Source organism: Moorena sp. SIOASIH (assembly GCF_010671925.1).
Classification (GTDB): Bacteria; Cyanobacteriota; Cyanobacteriia; order Cyanobacteriales; family Coleofasciculaceae; genus Moorena.
Genome location: NZ_JAAHIH010000002.1, coordinates 217,745 through 231,286, shown reverse-complemented (window position 1 = coordinate 231,286; position 13,542 = coordinate 217,745). Strand labels below are relative to the sequence as shown.

Annotated in this window: 13 protein-coding genes; 2 read left to right on the top strand and 11 right to left on the bottom strand. The window is 44.1% G+C overall.

Features of this window, described 5'->3' with window-relative positions; translation table 11 throughout:
- Positions 1–412 precede the first annotated feature (412 nt).
- Positions 413–2,047 carry an alpha/beta hydrolase gene (locus F6J90_RS08715; protein ID WP_293092134.1) on the top strand — a complete coding sequence of 545 codons (1,635 nt, stop codon included), beginning with the start codon at positions 413–415 and terminating at the stop codon, positions 2,045–2,047.
- 233 nt (positions 2,048–2,280) lie between these two features.
- On the opposite strand, the gene F6J90_RS08710 is transcribed toward F6J90_RS08715, so the two are convergent.
- The 4 genes from F6J90_RS08710 to F6J90_RS08695 form a co-directional block, all read right to left on the bottom strand.
- Positions 2,281–2,928: a hypothetical protein gene (locus F6J90_RS08710; protein ID WP_293092132.1), complete on the bottom strand. Its 648-nt coding sequence runs from the start codon at positions 2,926–2,928 to the stop codon at positions 2,281–2,283.
- A gap of 210 nt (positions 2,929–3,138) precedes the next feature.
- Positions 3,139–3,414 (bottom strand): hypothetical protein, encoded by a 276-nt coding sequence (locus F6J90_RS08705; RefSeq protein WP_293092130.1) that lies wholly within the window; start codon positions 3,412–3,414, stop codon positions 3,139–3,141.
- A gap of 424 nt (positions 3,415–3,838) precedes the next feature.
- On the bottom strand, positions 3,839–4,078 hold the full coding sequence (locus F6J90_RS08700) for a hypothetical protein (RefSeq protein WP_293092128.1): 240 nt from the start codon (positions 4,076–4,078) through the stop codon (positions 3,839–3,841).
- 31 nt (positions 4,079–4,109) lie between these two features.
- Positions 4,110–5,819, bottom strand: a complete 1,710-nt coding sequence (locus F6J90_RS08695) for a PRC-barrel domain-containing protein (RefSeq protein ID WP_293092126.1) — start codon at positions 5,817–5,819, stop codon at positions 4,110–4,112.
- 492 nt (positions 5,820–6,311) lie between these two features.
- On the opposite strand from F6J90_RS08695, the gene F6J90_RS08690 reads away from it, so the two are divergent.
- Positions 6,312–6,464, top strand: a complete 153-nt coding sequence (locus F6J90_RS08690; RefSeq protein ID WP_293092124.1) for a hypothetical protein — start codon at positions 6,312–6,314, stop codon at positions 6,462–6,464.
- A gap of 356 nt (positions 6,465–6,820) precedes the next feature.
- On the opposite strand, the gene F6J90_RS08685 is transcribed toward F6J90_RS08690, so the two are convergent.
- The 7 genes from F6J90_RS08685 to F6J90_RS08655 all read right to left on the bottom strand — a co-directional run bounded on the left by F6J90_RS08685 (position 6,821) and on the right by F6J90_RS08655 (position 13,018).
- The gene (locus F6J90_RS08685; protein ID WP_293092122.1) at positions 6,821–7,222 is read right to left on the bottom strand and encodes a hypothetical protein; all 402 of its coding nucleotides are present in this window, start codon (positions 7,220–7,222) and stop codon (positions 6,821–6,823) included.
- 255 nt (positions 7,223–7,477) lie between these two features.
- On the bottom strand, positions 7,478–8,491 hold the full coding sequence (locus tag F6J90_RS08680) for a pentapeptide repeat-containing protein (protein WP_293092120.1): 1,014 nt from the start codon (positions 8,489–8,491) through the stop codon (positions 7,478–7,480).
- Positions 8,492–8,702: 211 nt separating this feature from the next.
- Positions 8,703–9,632: a 30S ribosomal protein S6--L-glutamate ligase gene (rimK, locus tag F6J90_RS08675; protein ID WP_293092118.1), complete on the bottom strand. Its 930-nt coding sequence runs from the start codon at positions 9,630–9,632 to the stop codon at positions 8,703–8,705.
- 62 nt (positions 9,633–9,694) lie between these two features.
- Positions 9,695–10,771, bottom strand: coding sequence for an RRXRR domain-containing protein (locus F6J90_RS08670; protein WP_293092116.1), 1,077 nt, complete (start codon positions 10,769–10,771; stop codon positions 9,695–9,697).
- A 205-nt stretch (positions 10,772–10,976) separates the two neighbouring features.
- Entirely contained in the window at positions 10,977–11,468 is a 492-nt protein-coding gene (locus tag F6J90_RS08665; RefSeq protein WP_293092114.1) for an ATP-dependent zinc protease, read from the bottom strand.
- Between the two features lie 13 nt (positions 11,469–11,481).
- On the bottom strand, positions 11,482–11,616 hold the full coding sequence (locus F6J90_RS08660; protein WP_293092112.1) for a hypothetical protein: 135 nt from the start codon (positions 11,614–11,616) through the stop codon (positions 11,482–11,484).
- 193 nt (positions 11,617–11,809) lie between these two features.
- On the bottom strand, positions 11,810–13,018 hold the full coding sequence (locus tag F6J90_RS08655) for a VCBS repeat-containing protein (RefSeq protein WP_293092110.1): 1,209 nt from the start codon (positions 13,016–13,018) through the stop codon (positions 11,810–11,812).
- Between the last annotated feature and the right edge of the window lie 524 nt (positions 13,019–13,542).

Here is a 13,542-nt window from a genome sequence, read left to right as displayed (position 1 = left end):
CTATTTATCTTAAATTATCATAGCTATTCTCCCAAAAAAGACTAAAAAACTAGTTAGTCTTTTCTAGGAAAACAAGCTTGAATCTTGGCTAGAGTTATTCACTCTACCACAAAATTTCGCAATAACATAATTCTACTCTATTTACTCTACCCCTAAATGTCATCAAAAATTGACAAATCCTTATTAAATAATACAAATGTCTTGCCCGATTGAGCACTAGGGAGTAGGGAGTCGGCACTAGGGAGTAGGGAGTCGGGAGTAGCGCTATAGTATTTACATTTGAGATGTGAACAAATAATGAAATGCTTTAGGGAAAAAAAAACTGCCGAGCACTAACAGGAGTAAGGGATACAGCGTTTTTTGTATTAGAACAAATTACAATCTAGTTTTACAAATCATTTGGAAACCCTATATGTTCAGATTAGCAAAAGGTAAACCACAAACTAGACTAGGGTGGCTGCTGCTGAATCTAGGATTGTTGCTCACCCCAGTGATGATTTCTCCACCAGTTGAGGCAGCAGAGAAAATCTATATTTCCTATGGTCCAATCGAGTTTTCTCTACCGATCGCAGCTCTAGAAGTTTATGCGACAGTGGGCAAAGTTGAGCCATCCTTAGCCTTCTATGCGGGGTATGTAAAGCCGGAAGAATTCAAACAACTGCGGCAGGTCTTAATCACTCCCATTGATGTCACACCAGTAGCGATCGCTCAATTCCTCTACTCACCTCAAGGGGAAATAATTCTACAACGGATAGGTGAAGTCATACAAACCAAAGCTCGTCAACCCGGTTTCTATGCCATTCGAGCTGCTTTAATCAAAGCAGCTTTTAAGCCAGAAGGGTTGACGATTTTGAATGTGTTGCGGGAATTTCCGACTTACGGCATTCGGATTAACTCACAACGGGGTTTTGAAATTATTGATGACTTATCCAAGCTGATTCAGCAAACCCAGATGGCCATTGCAGCAGTGGAACAGGCATCGGATCAGGAAGCGGCAGCCCAGACAGAGCGAGGTTTATCCGATTTATCCCTAGACTTACGGCAACCAGGTTCAGTAAGCTATGGCAAGCAAACCATTACCTTCGATGACCATTACCGTCGGCGAGAGTTTCCCGTTGACTTGTATTTGCCAGATTCCCCAAGGGAAGGGTTAGCACCAGTGATTGTTATTTCCCACGGACTGGGTTCAGAACGGAAGACATTTGAGTACTTAGCCCGTCACCTGGCATCCTATGGATTTGCTGTGGCTGTACCGGAACATCCAGGCAGTAATGCAGATCAAATACAGGCTTTGTTAACTGGTCTTGCCAAAGAGGCAGCTCCACCATCAGAATTTATTAACCGTCCTGTGGATATTAAGTTGTTACTGGATGAACTAGAAAGTTCCTTTAAAGGGCAGTTAAATTTGCAACAGGTGGGAGTATTGGGTCAATCCTTTGGGGGTTACACATCCTTAGCTCTTGCTGGAGCTGAGATCAATTTTGAGCAATTGCAAAAGGATTGCGCTCCCTTAAATGAGGATACCTTGAATATATCCCTACTACTTCAGTGTCGTGCCTTTGACTTGCCACCACAGGACTATCAGTTATCCGATCAACGGATTAAAGGTGCGATCGCAATTAATCCAATTATTAGCACAGTCTTAGGAAAATCCCAACTTAGCGAAATTGAAGTGCCGCTGATGGTAGTCGCTGGTAGTGATGATACCATAGCGCCAGCTTTACCAGAACAGATTCAACCCTTTACTTGGCTGACAACTCTACAGAAGTATCTAGTATTGCTTAGGAGAGGAACCCACTTTTCCACCCTCGCCCCATCACCCGATGATGTCCCCTTACCTGAGGCAGTGGTTGGTCCTGACCCAACTATTGCTCAGGAGTATATGAAGGCATTGAGTTTAGCATTTTTTCAAACCTATATTGCTGGTAAATCAGAGTACCAAGCTTATCTGAGTCCTGCCTATGCTCAATCCCTTAGTCAAGAGCTGATGCCCTTGAGTTTGCTGACAATTCTTGAGCCTTTGGTACGGCAGAAAGCAGGGTTTTGAGCAGCAACAAAAGGGTATGAAATCCCCAAAGTTCTTATTTGACACTCCCCGGTCAGCGGTCAGTGGTCAGCGGTCAGCGGTCAGCTTATTTTATTCAAAAGCTGTTCGGTGTAGCCTGCCCTATAGGCATAAGCTAATAGCTGATAGCTGATAGCTGATAGCTGATAGCTGATAGCTGATAGCTGATAGCTGATAGCTGATAGCTGATAGCTGATAGCTGATAGCTTACTCAATTATTGATTTACAGCGCCACCTTTTGGACTATTTTCCCCTGAAGTCGCAGTAACAGGAGGCTCAGACTGATCAAAAGTAGCCAAGTCTTGAAAAGCGTTGGCTAAAACCATTAGGGCTTGTTGGCGGTGCTTAACGCTTTCTTGTACTCCTTGGACTTGTTTTTCTAGTGCTGAAAGTTTTTTTTGGTTAGCTTCTAAGTCAGTTGCCAGATTCGATGGCACTTGCTTTTTGAGTTGAGATAGCTGACTTTCTAGCTGTTGAACTTGTTTTGCCAGTTCTAATTCTCCCTGAGCCTCTTTGACTGAATTAATTTGTGTAGTTAGCTCCTTGAGCTGGGTATAAAAGAAATATCCTGTCCAAGCTCCTGCTCCTGCTACCATCAAGATGAAAATCATCCAAATAGCAGTGAAGCGACCCATTTTTTTCTGTAGCTGCTTTCTTTCTTGCTCATGTTTCTTCTTATCGGACATGGCAGTCATTTGAAATTCCACCAATGCTTCGGCGACTTCTTCGATATGTTGCTGTTGGAGATTAGCAAGAGGATTGACTGAGGTCACAACAGGAAGGGCTGTGTTGGGAAGAGGTTTGTTGTCTATAGCAAAATTACTGATCGTGCTTTTTTCAGTGAGATGATTGTTGTTAGACATGGCCTTGATTTGAAACTGTTTAGTGTTGAGTGTTTATAGCAAAGAGAACAGGGAATAGGGAGTAGGGAGTAGGGAGTAGGGAGTCGGGAGTCGGGAGTCGGGAGTAGGGAGTAGGGAGTCGGGAGTCGGGCATCAAAAATGATCACAATTCATTTAGGAACCCTATAGTGTTTAGTGTTTAGTGTTAACGGTCGATAATTAATCAAAAAATCACCGGTTTTGTTGAGTGGTTTTCCAGGAATTTACTGGTGCGAATTGCTGCTGCAACTGCTTGTAAGTCATAGCACCAAGGGGACTGATGGCAGCAATACTACCTCCTAAGATCACAATACTTAAAACCAGCCAGATTTGGAGCCGTTTCACTGAGGCTTCTAGGAACTCCACCTCCTGTTGCAGCCCATTAATAACTCTTATTGCTCTGAGGTCATACCATACACTGTTTTCCTCAAGAGATTCGCAATCGCTATTGTTGTCAGTGGTGATCATTGTTTGAGTACTCCTTAGTAAGAATAGCGGTTTTCAATTGGGTGAGGTACACAATTTTGTGATTTTAGGGAACAGAGAACAGCGGATCTGGGAACAGGGACGAGGGCATAGGCAACAGGGACGAGGGCATAGGCAACAGGGAAAAAATTATGTGTACCTCATTACTATGAGAAACGCTAGAGTAAACAGAGCTTGGCAAGAAACGTTGTAGGGGTGAAGCATTGTTGGAGATAAGTGCTTTGCTGAAACTTTAGTCTTTCTATCCCAAGCAAAAGCCCTTGCTAGCAGTAACGAAACGTTTCTTGCCACCTTCTAAGTGATTACTAAGTAAGCGCATTCAGCCCTTGGCCTACGGCCTTTGGCTGATCGCTGAGGGCTGATCGCTGAGGGCTGATTGCTGAATGCTGATAGCTGAATGCTTACATTACTGATCAGCGATCATTAACACAGAGATGATGTTCTGCAGAGAGCTCTCTTTTTCTTTTCTCTCGGATGCAGCGGTTTCTGCTGGTGTTTGGGATACAGTTGCTTCTGGTGAACTCGGAGTTGGTTTAGACTGAGAGTTCTCATTACCATCAGTAGCTAGAGATAACAAAGATGCGATCGCTAAAATACTTAGCACCATTGCAAATTGTCTAGTTACCAGTATTGCAAATAGTCTCATGGTATTTTTCTCCTTGAGTTGTATAGATCAGTTAGTGCTTAAGAGCTGTTTTGGCAGATTCTGGCTCAGAACTAGGTTTGAGTGTCTTGTCTTTCTGAGCAGCTTCTGTAGTAGTAGCGGAGTCAGCACTCGGCAACTTTGTCTTTACTTGAACTAGTTTTTCCTTAGCCTGGTCAGTAAGCTGTTTAGTGGTCTGTTGTGCTTGACCAGCGACCTCAGAGAGTTTCTCTTGGGTATTCTCCGCTACTTTTTTAGTAGTTTCTTGCACTTGAGCGGTGACATCAGAAAGCTTATCTTGAGCATTACCAGTTAGCTGTTTAGCGGTCTGTTGCACTTGAGTAGCAATCTCAGAAAACTTCTCTTGGGCATTGCCCGCTACTTTTTTATTGGTCGGTTGTACTTGACCAGCAACATCAGAGAGTTTCTGTTGAGCATTACCAGTTAACTGTTTAGTGGTCTGTTGTGCTTGACCAGCGACCTCAGAGAGTTTCTCTTGGGTATTCTCCGCTACTTTTTTAGTAGTTTCTTGCACTTGAGTGGTGACATCAGAAAGCTTCTGTTGAGCATTACCAGTCAGCTGTTTAGCAGTCTGTTGCACTTGAGTAGCAATCTCAGAAAACTTCTCTTGGCCATTGCCCGCTACTTTTTTATTGGTCGGTTGTACTTGATCAGCAACATCAGAGAGTTTCTGTTGAGCATTACCAGTTAACTGTTTAGTGGTCTGTTGTGCTTGACCAGCAACCTCAGAGAGCTTCTGTTGAGCATTACCAGTTAACTGTTTAGTGGTCTGTTGTGCTTGACCAGCAACCTCAGAAAACTTATTTTGGCTATTCTCCGCTACTTTTTTAGTAGTTTCTTGCACTTGACCAGCAACATCAGAGAGCTTCTGTTGAGCATTATCAGTCACCTGTTTAGTGGTCTGTTGCACTTGACCAGCAACCTCAGAAAACTTATTTTGGCTATTCTCCGCTACTTTTTTAGTAGTTTCTTGCACTTGAGTGGTGACATCAGAGAGCTTCTGTTGAGCATTATCAGTCACCTGTTTAGTGGTCTGTTGCACTTGACCAGCAACCTCAGAGAACTTATTTTGGGTATTCTCCGCTACTGTTTTAGCATTTTCTTGCACTTGAGTCGCTAACCCCTGAGCCCCTTCCATCAGCGCCGCCATATCTTCCTTAGTTTTGGCGTAGTCATCTTTCAAGGATTCAGCCGCCTGAGAAATTTTGTGGTTGAGGCCACCAGTATAGTACTCAGCGTTTTGCACCATCGCCTCTATGGCCATCACTCGTTTACCCCCCACACTGGCGATCGCGACAGGGGGAAGTCGGTAGGTGCCATCAGTGACACCACGCCAACCCTTGGAGCCAAAGATATACTCAACTACTTTCCCGGTGTCGGGGTCGAATCGATAGTCCACCAAAGTACCTGCCTGATTTCCTCCGTCCGTCCACAACTGATGTCCCACAATCGATTCCACTGATGGGGGTTTTTTGGCTGCGGTTTCCTTCTCAAGGTAAACTAGAATGCTGTCGGAGCCAATCGCCTCAATTTCTGCCCAAGTAAATGACCGTTTTTTGCGACCGAGCAGTCCTGACTTGCAAACCAAACCCAAAACTTTATGAGCCATTGGGTCGAGCCACAGCTCAGTTACCCGACCAATTTCTTCGGTGTTTTGGCGATTCAGTACTATCCGGTTGATTACATCACTGTGCTTAATGGCAGTTTCTGATTGTGTGTTCATCAACGTTCTCCTTAGTTTTAAATCAGAGTTTTTAGAGCAAATCTGGTAGCATCGGAGTTGTTAACAACTGGCATTTGCCGACCTTGACTCTCTCGATCTCCTCCCCTTTTTAGTCATGACATTAGGCATCAGCTGGTTGTTTAGGCCGAAACAGAGTATTTACTTAGAAATTCGGCTCCTTTGATTAAGCTCTGATGAAAGATTAATCAAACTTTGTGAACAAACTGTGAGTATGCTAGGGGCGCTGGGGGCTAAAAAAGCTTTTGAATCACGGATCTCAATGGAAAGACAAAATTCTTCTGTAAGCAGAAAGTCTTTAACTGCTTGACCAGATTTGTAAACTATTGGTTTGGTGAAAATTCCTAACTCAAGGCTATCCAAACATGATGCTCTACAGGATAGGCTGATGCAGCGGTAAGCTGTTCAGGACTTATATCTAGTCTGGTTGAATACCCATAATTAAGGGGCTGGGGCGGGGGGGGAGATGGGGAGATGGGGAGATGGGGAGATGGGGAGATGGGGGAAATTTTTATTAAGGGTAATTATCCCGACATGATATTACCCATAAAATCAATCTGTAGAGTGCTTTATTATACCACTATACTACATAAGCACGTTGATTGCCCAGTTTTGGGTAAGTGCTGATCTTGTGTGTCGATTTCCGAAGTGTCCCTGATGTTAGATCATGTCTGGATAATTAGTGATAAAAAACCATCTCCGATGAAACCTTACTGCTTTACTTCAGCATAGCTGCCTTCTGTCAAATGCCTTCGATTCGGCGCAAGCGTGTAACTATTCAACCGGACATGATGTTACTCGTGATTAGATAATTTAATTATAAGGTTTCTCGTACTTAAGCTGTTGCGCATTTAAATTGGTTATTATTCAGTTAGAAAAAAAAACCGTCAAACCCTCTCCCCTGCTGTCAGAACAATAGAATTTAAATGAAAACCAGCTTATGAGGTACAGTGGTCAATTTTATTCCCCCTACTCCCTACTCCCTACTCCCTACTCCCTACTCCCGACTCGCTGCTCCCTTGCACTTGCTCCCCCAGCCACTTAGTAATCAGTTCTGGGCAATTCTTCTTAAACCAGCGCAGAGCAACAACTCTGAAGGCTGGTTTGGACATACGGGCAATTGATTTCATCATCCAGTTGAGGGAGCGAGATTGAAACTTTTTGTTGATCAGGTTTACTGAGCCAACATCGTAGAGGCAATCGAGGATGAGCTTCACGGTAGCTTCTTCCCTCTCTACTAAATGTTCCAGCAGCAGCAGGACATCATGCATACGCTCCTTTTGCATGCGCTCTTCTTCCAAGATTTTCGGCACCTCGACCAATGGTTCGGAAGATGTCATCATAGTCGTGGTATCTAGACTTGACTGTTCCAGGCTTGGGTTCATTTTTTACACCCTAATCAACAATTTACCTATTTTCTAGTAACTATAACCTAGTATTCCTTCAAAATTGAATTAATAACCATGAGACACCCTTACACTAGGCATTAGCTATTAGGCCAGAAGTGTTGAACAGGGAACCGGGTTCCCTGTTCTGTCTTCCGAAGTTCCCTATTCCGAAGTTCCCTATTCCCTAAAATCCCAAAATTGTGTACACCTATTTAATAAATGCTTTTTCAAAATGCTATATATGGGTATTAACTAAGAATTTTGTGCCATTACTTTTGCAATTATTGGTAGTTGATTAACCAAGTCAAATAGGCAATTAATCTCCCTCGAAGTCTGCATATTTTTTTGGTCTTTAGTGATTAGTTCACCTTCCGATTTTTTCTCGAAAACGTTGTGAGCAAATTCATAGCCCTGCATCAAGTCGTTATGAACTTTAGCCTGGTCTGCATCAGGGGATATTTTGACCCTGACTATCACCACTCCATTCCCCTTATTTTCTATGCTTTGGATGACTAGCTTAGCATTTTCCTGCTCAACTTCTAGGTTTTTGAATGAATAGGCAAACCCTAGCCAATCAACACCCCTATCGAATACTAACTCAATACTATCCGATACTTTCTGAAACAGCTTGATAAATTCACCTGGGGCAAATTCACCACTACTCGGGCGGCGTTCCCGCTCAGGAAAATTTAGATAAATATAGTCACAAGCTATTTCCTCAAATTGGGTAGCACTGTTGATAGTCCAATTTTCCAGACAAGCTCCGGTTAATATTGCCCGGTTAAAATTGGTACTCAGTGCTTGAGCTTTAACAAGGTTAGTCCCGGTGAGGTTGGCTCCGCTGAAGTTAGCCCCACTGAGATCGGCTTCCTCTAAGTAGGCTTGTCTAAGATTAGCACCCTCAAGACATGCTTTGACTAGGCTTGACCGACCGAGACTTGACCAGCTGAAGTCTGCCTCAGAGAGGTTAGCAGTGCTAAAGTTAGTTCGACTCAGACTTGCGCCGCTGAAGTTAGCCTCCCTCAGGTCTGCCTCAGAAAAGTTGGCCCGAATTAGTGTTGCGTTACTGAGATCCGCTCCTCTGAGGTTTGCCCCCTTAAAGTTTGCCCCACTGAGGTAGGCATCTCTGAGGTTGGCATGGCTGAGGTCAAGATTACTAAGATCTGCTGCGCTGAGATCCAGCTTGAGCCGAGAATTGTTGGCTCTCCAATCATTCCATATCCTTACCCCTTGCTTGAGTCGAGTGAGATGTTCCTTGCTTGCCATTTACTACATCCGTGTACTTTTAATATGTACTATACTTTTTCCCACCACACCCCGTCATCCCATCACTTGATCACCCCATCACTCCATCACTTCATGATCTGATCATCTCATTATCTGTAGTCTGAATAAATGAAATTGCTATACTATCTCTACGGGATGGGTCTTTATCTGTAAGGGCTTGCTGAAATTTTAATCACAATTGAATCACAATTTAATACTTTATGCGATCGCGAACAGCTCCACTGCGAGGTGTACCTTTTTTCTCATTTGCAGCACTTTTTTCCAAAAATTCAATAATCTTCCCCGCCACATCCACCTCAGTCGCCTTTTCAATTCCTTCTAGTCCTGGTGAAGAATTCACTTCCAAAACTACCGGACCATGATTGGAGCGTACCATGTCTACCCCAGCTATGCGTAATCCCATGGCTTTAGCAGCACGAATTGCTGTGCTACGCTCTTCAGGGGTTAACTTGATTTTTTCTGCTGTTCCCCCTCGGTGTAAGTTCGAGCGAAATTCCCCTTCTGCTCCCTGTCGCTTCATTGATGCTACTATTTTACTATCAATCACAAGGCAACGAATATCCATACCCCCTGCTTCTTTGATAAATTCTTGGACTAAAATATTGGCTTCTAAACCGCGAAAGGCTTCAATGACGGACGTAGCAGCTTGATGAGTTTCTGCCAGTACCACCCCAATGCCTTGGGTACCCTCCAATAGTTTAATCACCAAAGGAGCACCACCTACCATCTCGATTAAACCGTCAATATCTTGGGTGGAATGGGCAAAGCCAGTTACGGGCAAACCAATACCTTCACGAGAAAGGATCTGAAGAGAGCGTAGCTTATCACGAGAGCGGGAAATTGCCTGAGTTGGATTAGCAGTAAAAACACCCATCACTTCAAACTGCCGTACAACAGCGGTGCCATAGAAGGTCTTTGATGCCCCGATCCGGGGAATAATGGCATCAAAGTTTTCTAAGGGTTTGCCCTGATACATTACCATCGGCTTGTGAGCTGTAATATTCATGTAACAGCGCATATAGTCAATCACCCGCATTTCATGACCCCGCTTGTCCCCAGCATCCTTCAAGCGTCGGGTAGAATATAAGGTAGCATCTAGGGATAAGATCGCAATTTTCATCAGTTCTTCGCGGCTTTCCTCCCCATCCCTCTATAGGGTGGGGAGGAAAGCCGCGCCTCCAATTAGTAGTTTACAAGTAAGCCCGTTGAACGTTTTAGGAGTCGGACTTTTCGGGCGGTAAATTGTCCGATTCGTTTCCAGTTGATATCACTAACAGAAACTTGTTTTGCTGTCTCGCCGCTTACCCAGCCTCGGTAGGTCGTCCCGGCTTTGACTGCTTCAACGTAGTCTCCTTTACGAAAGCTATGACTAGTAGTTGTTCCACCGTATTTACGACGTTTTCCACCTTTGGAAAACTGTAATAGGTGTAACTGACGACGACTTATAGGAGCACGTCTAATAAAAGAAAACAAAGCGTTAGTTATATTGCAGTTTTCTGGGATACTCAATTTACCTTTGCTGTGATAGTAATTCTTGCGCCGGAAGAAATGAGTAGCAGCTAAAGCTATTCCATCTATTGCATGAGTATTGACTGTCTGCCGACTTTTGTCGGTTTTGTCTTTGACCAGTCCTATAGCCTCCCTTTTTAGAGCAGTCTCCCAACCTTGTTTTTGAGTCACTGGGGCTATTTTCTCTAACTGAGATATTGCCCAGTATTGCCCTACCATGACAGGAGAAAAACCCTTGTTCCCTCTTGCTTTAACCACTTCATAGACAATGGTTTTTAATGGATACAAAAAGCTAAGTTCCTTGACTACCCGTTGCTCCAATTGGCGGTTTGCTCGAATTGAAGGAGGCACCTTTTTGCTTTCCCTGTTCGAGAATCGCTTTTGCCTATGAGACCTGTTATAGTAAGGTACTTTGCGATTTATTCGACGACCTCTTCGAGTTCTTCGCATCGTTCGCCTAGTATCCATGCGTTCGCGTACTTTTTTGTACGGAAGAACTAGATGACCTGTCCAAAGAGTGGCATGACTTGACTGAACAGCAATACCAGAAAATAATTTCCCAGGGTCAATCCCAGCGGCAATATCCTGGGTTTGATAGCCAGATGGTTGATTAACCAACTGAACGGCAAAAACATTTAGATCATTTGGGTAGACAACAGCAAGACCTTGTTTAAGCCAACGACGGGCACGAGAAGCTTTTGTAGGCATTAACGGTTTTCCGTCTGGTGAAATAACTGGAACTCGTAACATGGTGATAAACCTCACGAGAAAAGTATTTGAGTCAACAACTCGTCCCCTCGATCACCGAATCTAAGATGTCCTGTCTTTAGCAGCAACTGACAACACAGTTTTGAAGAGGTCTGAACTGGGGAAGAATTCAGACGTTCGTGCCAAGGTTCGGCTCAATGATCTAGTCAAACACGAACAGTTGATTGTCTGTTCAAGCCCCATCCTCTTAGGGTGGGGTTATTGACCCTTGATTACTCCTATCATTGGTCTGGTGACTCGTAGTTGAACTTTGTAGAAAGGAATGACCCGAGTCTACCAGAAAGCGCCTCTGCACAGCTTGACGCCCCAGCAACATCCGGAAACCCATGGCATCTCGATTGGTTAAGGTCAGTTCAATCGGCCACTGCTTGCTACCTAGTTTTACCGTAGTCTTGATAACCGGTCGCAACTGGGTTTGTCCATTGGAACTGCGTACCTTTCGCTGGTCTAACAGTTTGGCTTCTGCGATTACAGTTTGATGGGTGTCCCGCTGATAGGGATGCACTTTGAACCGAACCCACTTGATCCCATCATGGTCGAAGGTTTTGATATTAAAGGCATGTAGGGCGGATGAACGTGCGCCAGTGTCAATTTTCGCCTTGACCTGTATAATACCAAGTTCAGGTAAGGTTAGCCATTCTCGCCAGCCAATGATTGGCAAGTGTTGCGATTGCTTCATTTAGGGTTATTTTTTATGCTATGGCCCAGGGAATCGGGAATCGGGAATCGGGAATCGGGAATCGGGAATCAGAACAGTGTGGGGAGAGGGGCGGGGGCGCGTTCCTATAACTATCGTTCTCTTGATAATGAATATAACAAAAATTCACCTTAGGGGCGCACGGGGTGCGCCCCTAAGGTGTGTGACTAATTGATTGTATGCGACAGCAAGTCAGAAGTGCGATTGGCCTACGGCCACGCTACGCGAACGCATAGTTAGATCAATAGTTAGATCAAGCACTTTGATTGAGCGCTGTTTGTTGACAGTCAACAGTTAACAGTCAACGGTCAACAAATGTCACTTCAGGAATGGCCTTCCCAGCTCAAATCTATCGACTCAGAGATTACTGGTCGCTCGTAACCATTTTCATTCATCATCCACATCCCTGTCTTGCCGTCAACAGTATTGCTCCAGAAAATGTCATCGTAACCATTATCGTCAAAATCCATAACTCCTTGAAATTTCCAGGTGTTGTCGAAGGGTGCATTATTAACTAACACTGATTCTATGTAATCGGTACCTGCCATGCGCCAGTAGTAAACATTTTGGTTTTCAGTATCAAGCCAGAGAATATCCGCGTCATCATTTCCATCAAAGTCTCCCGCACCAAGCATCTTCCATTTACTGTTGGCTGATTCTGATTTGATTAGTACTCCCTGAGTCGGCTCGGTGCCATTCATCAGCCAAACTGCATTTTCGCCAGTGGAGTGATTACGCCACAGAAGATCGGTTTGCTCATCATCGTTGAAATCTGCTGTGCCATGGATTGTCCAGTTAAGGTCTGAGACTGGGACGATGGATACTGCTTCTTGGAACTGGGAACCGTTCATTAACCAGATATCAATGTCTCCAGTAACGGTATTGCGCCAAACCATATCTTTGTGGCTATCACCGTTGAAGTCTCCAGCAGCACGAATCTCCCAGTCACTGTTAACGGATTCCATTTGAATCGTCACTGCCTCATCTAGGTCAGTACCCATTACCCCATGCATCCGCCAAGCTCCCATGGTGCCAGTCTCAGAATTATGCCAGAACAGATCCACTTCAGCGGAGGTGAATTCAATGGCGTCAATTCGCCCTAACTCGAAGGTCTCATTATCAAGACTATCTGCCTCTACAACAATTTCGATGCGATCGCCTGGGGCAAGTTGTACATCTTTAAAGATAGGATTTGGATTAGGATCACCATTCCTGAGAGAGTCAGTGAAACCGACATAGTTACGGGAGTTGGGTCCATCTCCACCAAGGTTTTTATCGAAAGTATAGGTGTCAATGTCAATACCGTTGACCCGTAGTCTTAGTGTGGCTTCTCCATCTACTTCATCAAAGTGAGCAATACCGATATGGTATTTGCCAGCAACACCATCACTTTCTGTCCAGTCAATTTCGATTATGCCGTTGCTTTCAATGTTTTGGATTCTGACTGCTTTAGAGCCTGAAGCACTATCATTATCAAAAACTTCGTAATTTTCTAGGGTAACGCGAGTTGTGTTTTCTGCTTCGATTTTCATAGTTGTTTTCCTGTTTTAGATGAAGCGCGTTTTGTGGATTGGTAATTGTCAGCGGTCAGCGGTCAGCCATCAGCGGTCAGCGGTCAGCGGTCAGCCGTCAGCGGTCAGCTTAAAATAAACCTCAGAATCGATAATTTAATAGTTCGAGATTTTATCGAATTCAAAGTCTGGGGAAAACCCCCATTGCACGTAGCGCATAGGCTGATAGCTGATAGCACCTCAAGTAGCACCTCAAGTAGCGCATTAGCTGATAGCTGATAGCTGATAGCTTACAGTGGTTTGCTGAAAATCCCTTTGGCATAACTGTTAGGAATTGCTCTAATAATTCCCAATGTATTGAGCAAAACTATTGGTAGAATGCAGTTTTTGGTTTAAATGCAGCCTGGTCTGATCTTGTGTCGATTACACAAGTGTGTCTTTTATGTGGATGGTAGAGATTGCACACTAGACTATTTTCTACCATGATAGATTTTCGAACTGTTTTGAAATTAGGTCACTTCGACAAGTGGCACAGTTAAATGCTA

What these genes read in the sequence shown, in the direction of transcription:
- rimK (WP_293092118.1), bottom strand. Translation starts at nt 9,632, where the DNA reads ATGAAAATTGCGATCTTATCCCTAGATGCTACCTTATATTCTACCCGA.
- F6J90_RS08670 (WP_293092116.1), bottom strand. Translation starts at nt 10,771, where the DNA reads ATGTTACGAGTTCCAGTTATTTCACCAGACGGAAAACCGTTAATGCCT.
- F6J90_RS08710 (WP_293092132.1), bottom strand. Translation starts at nt 2,928, where the DNA reads ATGTCTAACAACAATCATCTCACTGAAAAAAGCACGATCAGTAATTTT.
- F6J90_RS08690 (WP_293092124.1), top strand. Translation starts at nt 6,312, where the DNA reads ATGGGGAGATGGGGAGATGGGGAGATGGGGGAAATTTTTATTAAGGGT.
- F6J90_RS08665 (WP_293092114.1), bottom strand. Translation starts at nt 11,468, where the DNA reads ATGAAGCAATCGCAACACTTGCCAATCATTGGCTGGCGAGAATGGCTA.
- F6J90_RS08715 (WP_293092134.1), top strand. Translation starts at nt 413, where the DNA reads ATGTTCAGATTAGCAAAAGGTAAACCACAAACTAGACTAGGGTGGCTG.
- F6J90_RS08685 (WP_293092122.1), bottom strand. Translation starts at nt 7,222, where the DNA reads ATGAACCCAAGCCTGGAACAGTCAAGTCTAGATACCACGACTATGATG.
- F6J90_RS08695 (WP_293092126.1), bottom strand. Translation starts at nt 5,819, where the DNA reads ATGAACACACAATCAGAAACTGCCATTAAGCACAGTGATGTAATCAAC.
- F6J90_RS08700 (WP_293092128.1), bottom strand. Translation starts at nt 4,078, where the DNA reads ATGAGACTATTTGCAATACTGGTAACTAGACAATTTGCAATGGTGCTA.
- F6J90_RS08680 (WP_293092120.1), bottom strand. Translation starts at nt 8,491, where the DNA reads ATGGCAAGCAAGGAACATCTCACTCGACTCAAGCAAGGGGTAAGGATA.
- F6J90_RS08655 (WP_293092110.1), bottom strand. Translation starts at nt 13,018, where the DNA reads ATGAAAATCGAAGCAGAAAACACAACTCGCGTTACCCTAGAAAATTAC.
- F6J90_RS08705 (WP_293092130.1), bottom strand. Translation starts at nt 3,414, where the DNA reads ATGATCACCACTGACAACAATAGCGATTGCGAATCTCTTGAGGAAAAC.